General features: G+C 72.8%; 5 protein-coding genes. 2 read left to right on the top strand and 3 right to left on the bottom strand.

From position 1 onward, the window contains the following. Window positions 1-15: 15 nt before the first annotated feature. From CR162_RS20385 to CR162_RS20375, 3 genes are all read right to left on the bottom strand, one after another. The gene (locus CR162_RS20385) at window positions 16-480 is read right to left on the bottom strand and encodes a DUF1178 family protein (RefSeq protein WP_099097341.1); all 465 of its coding nucleotides are present in this window, start codon (window positions 478-480) and stop codon (window positions 16-18) included. A 92-nt stretch (window positions 481-572) separates the two neighbouring features. Beyond that, window positions 573-833 carry a glutaredoxin 3 gene (gene grxC / locus CR162_RS20380; protein ID WP_099097340.1) on the bottom strand — a complete coding sequence of 87 codons (261 nt, stop codon included), beginning with the start codon at window positions 831-833 and terminating at the stop codon, window positions 573-575. Window positions 834-893: 60 nt separating this feature from the next. After that, window positions 894-1,721, bottom strand: coding sequence for a ComF family protein (locus CR162_RS20375; RefSeq protein WP_245870508.1), 828 nt, complete (start codon window positions 1,719-1,721; stop codon window positions 894-896). A gap of 80 nt (window positions 1,722-1,801) precedes the next feature. On the opposite strand from CR162_RS20375, the gene CR162_RS20370 reads away from it, so the two are divergent. Next, window positions 1,802-2,695 (top strand): methyltransferase domain-containing protein, encoded by an 894-nt coding sequence (locus tag CR162_RS20370; RefSeq protein WP_099097339.1) that lies wholly within the window; start codon window positions 1,802-1,804, stop codon window positions 2,693-2,695. A gap of 101 nt (window positions 2,696-2,796) precedes the next feature. Continuing rightward, window positions 2,797-3,603, top strand: coding sequence for a type I methionyl aminopeptidase (gene map / locus CR162_RS20365; RefSeq protein ID WP_099097342.1), 807 nt, complete (start codon window positions 2,797-2,799; stop codon window positions 3,601-3,603). The last annotated feature ends 4 nt before the right edge of the window (window positions 3,604-3,607 follow it).

The following is a 3,607-nucleotide window of genomic DNA, read 5'->3' as shown; positions in this document are numbered from 1 at the left end:
GCCGGGCCGCCGGCCTCAGCCGTCGGCGCGCGGCACCCAGGGCAGGCGCGCCACGGCGATGCCTTCCTCCCGCAGCGCCTCGGCGTCGCCATCGCTGGCCTCGCCATAGATGCCGCGATGCTCGCTCTCGCCCCGGTGCATGCGGCGGGCCTCCTCGGCGAAGTCGGCGCCCACATAGTCGCAGTTCTTCTCGACCTCGGCCCGCATCCGCTGCAACAGCGCCATGACCTGGGCCGGCATCGGGCCGGCCGCCGCCTGGGGAACGCCCTCGGCCGGGACGGGCGGCTGGACGGCGGGTGCAGGCTCGGCGGAGCGGCCCTTGGCGATGGCGGGCGCCATCAAGGCCCGGCCGATCTTGCTGCTGCCGCAGATCGGGCAGTCGATCATGCCGGCCCTGGAAAGCTTCTCAAAGGCCGCGCTGTCCTTGTACCAGCCATCGAAGCCGTGGTCCTGGTCGCAGCGGAGCTGGTAGTGGATCATGCCTTATCCGGTTGCCATCTGGCCGGTTGTGCTCCCGCCGGCACGGCCGGCGCGGATCGTTCTGGGGCCTCGTTCAGGGGCCACGCGGCGGCTCATGCCGCCTGCAGCATGGCATCCAGCTTGCCCGCGCGGTCCAGTGCGAAGAGGTCGTCGCAGCCACCGATGGCTTCATCGTTGATGAAGATCTGCGGCACCGTGGTCCGCCCGCCGGACCGGCGCACCGCATCCGCGCGCTCGGACGAGCCGTTCGGGGCATCGTATTCGGTGAAGCCCACGCCCTTGCGGCCGAGCAGCAGCTTGGCGCGCGAGCAATAGGGGCAGAATGCGGTGGTGTAGATTTCGACCTTGGCCATGACGCAGAGATCGTCCCGCCAGGGGCGGCGGTCAAGAGTGTTGCAGCGCCGTTGCGAAGCTTATGCATCGCCCGGCAGGGCCAGCCCCGCCATGTCCTTCTCGGCCAGGCGCGGATCGGGCACGCGGGCGGCGGCCAGCACCTCCACCCGCGCCGCGCCCGCGGCCATCAGCACCGCGGCGCAGGCCGAGGCGGTGGCGCCGGAGGTCAGCACGTCGTCCACCAGCAGCAGGCGCCGGCCCGCCACCCGCGCCGCGCCCCCGGGCGCGAGGCGGAAGGCGCCGTCCAGCAAGGCGGCGCGCTCCGCCGCACCATGCCGCGCCAGGGCCGTGGTGGCGCGCGCGCGGCGCAGCAGGTCCGGCGCCCAGGGCACGCCACCGAGCCGGGACAGGCGGGCCGCCAGCAGTCCCGCCTGGTTGTAGCCCCGCGAAAGCAGGCGCCGCCGGTGCAGCGGCACGGGCAACAGCATGTCGGCCTCCGCCAGCAATTCCCGCCCCGCATGCGCCATCTGCCGGGCCAGCGGCAGGGCCAGCTCGGTGCGTCCGGCGTATTTGAAGGGCAGCAGCAGGCGCTTCGCCCCCGCGTCATAGAGGTAGGCGGCGCGCGCCCGCGCATAGACGGGCGGCGTCTCCGCGCAGCGTGGGCAGAGCAGCCCGCCGCCCAGCGCCGGCTCCCCCTGCCGGGCATGCAGGAAGGGGATGCCGCAGCAGAGGCAGAGCGGCGGCCCGATCAGCCGGATCTCCCGGAAGCAGGCGGCGCAGAGCGTTCCCTCCGCCAAAACAGGCGTGGCGCAGGCCAGGCAGCGCGGCGGCAGCAGGGCATCCAGGGCCGCGTGGCCCAGGCGGAGCAGCCCATGGCGGAGGCGCCGCAGGAGGAACGTCTTGTTCACGATTTCGTGAATTTATGGCCTTCCCAGCCTTTCCCGCAAGGATGCTTGCGCGGCGCCCGCCAGAAGCGCATCTCCCGCGCATGGCAGATGCGATGCAGGTCTTCGATCGAACCCTGGTGCGGCGGCGGCGCGACCGCGCGGCCGGCCGCCTGGGTGACGTGACCCCCATCCTGCAGGCCGCGGCCGACCATCTGCTGGACCGGCTGGACGACACCACCCGCCGCTTCGCCCGCGCCCTGGAGATCGGCGGGCGCGGCGTGGTGGCGCCGGCGCTGCGGGCGCGCGGCGTGGGGCAGGTGGTGTCGATGGACCTCTCGGCCCGCATGGCGGCCGGGGCCGGCGGGCTGCCGGTGTCGGCCGACGAGGAATGGCTGCCCTTCGCCCCCGGCAGCTTCGACCTGGTGGTGGCCAGCCTTTCCCTCCACTGGGTGAACGACCTGCCCGGCGCGCTGCTCCAGATCCGCCGCGCCATGGCGCCCGATGGCCTCTTCCTGGCCAGCCTGCCCGCGCTCGGCACGTTGCAGCCGCTGCGCGAGGCGTTGGCCACGGCCGAGACGGCGCTGCGCGACGGGCTCAGCCCGCGCATCTCCCCCTTCCCCGAGCTGCGGGACGGCGCCTCGCTGCTGCAACGCGCCGGCTTCGCCCTGCCGGTGGCCGACCGCGACAGGCTGCCGCTGCGCTACCGCACTCCCCTCGCCCTGTTGCGGGACCTGCGGGATGCCGGCGAGGGCAACGCCGTGCTGACGCGCGACCCGCGCATCCCGCCCCGCGCGCTGTTTCCCATGGCGCTGGCCGCCCTCGCGCCGGATGCCGAGGGCACGTTGCCCATGCCGCTGGAGATGCTGGTGCTGACCGGCTGGGCGCCGGGGCCGGACCAGCCGAAGCCCGCGCCGCGCGGCAGCGCCAATGCCCGGCTGGCAGACGCGCTGGGCACGGTGGAACACCGCATCGGCGAGCGCCCCCCACCACATTGAGGGCCCTCCCGGCGCAGGCGCCGCTTCCCCGACACGGCGGCACCCCTGCCCTGCGCGCCGGCCGCTTGCAACCCTGAGGCGTCTTGCGCATCTTGCGCCGCATGGAACAGTCCGGTGCCGAAGCGCGGCGCATCCCCCTGCACGCGCCCGAAGATTTCGAGGGGATGCGCCGCGCGGGGCAACTGGCCGCCGCGACGCTCGACATGATCACCCCGCATGTGCGCCCCGGCGTCACCACCGGCGAGCTGGACGCGATCATCCAGGATTTCGTCGAGACGAGCGGCGCCACCTCGGCCACCATCGGCTACCGCGGCTACCAGCACGCCTCCTGCATCTCCATCAATCACGTCGTCTGCCACGGCATCCCGGGCACCCGGAAGCTGCTGGATGGCGACATCCTGAACATCGACGTCACCGTCATCCTGGATGGCTGGTATGGCGACACCAGCCGCATGTACGTGGCGGGCACGCCCAGCACCAAGGCCCGGCTGCTGATGGACGTGACGCATGAGAGCCTGCTGCGCGGCATCAAGGCCGTGAAGCCGGGCGCCCGCCTGGGCGACATCGGCCACGCCATCCAGAACTATGTGGAAAGCCACCGCTTCAGCGTGGTGCGGGATTTCTGCGGGCACGGCATCGGCCGCACCTTCCACGCCGCGCCCAATGTGCTGCATTTCGGCCGCCCCGGCGAGGGGCCGCTGCTGAAGCCCGGCATGTTCTTCACCATCGAGCCCATGGTGAATGTCGGCCGCCCCGACGTGAAGGTGCTGGACGATGGCTGGACCGCCGTGACGCGGGACCGCAGCCTGTCCGCCCAGTTCGAGCACATGGTGGGCGTGACCGAGACGGGGTGCGAGGTGTTCACCTATTCCCCCGCCGGGCTGCACAAGCCGCCCTACGCTGTCTGATTCA

It is taken from the genome of Teichococcus rhizosphaerae (genome assembly GCF_002631185.1).
GTDB classification, from domain to species: domain Bacteria; phylum Pseudomonadota; class Alphaproteobacteria; order Acetobacterales; family Acetobacteraceae; genus Pseudoroseomonas; species Pseudoroseomonas rhizosphaerae.
The sequence above is the reverse complement of the archived record's forward strand: the minus strand, read 5'-3'. Positions and strand labels throughout refer to the sequence as shown.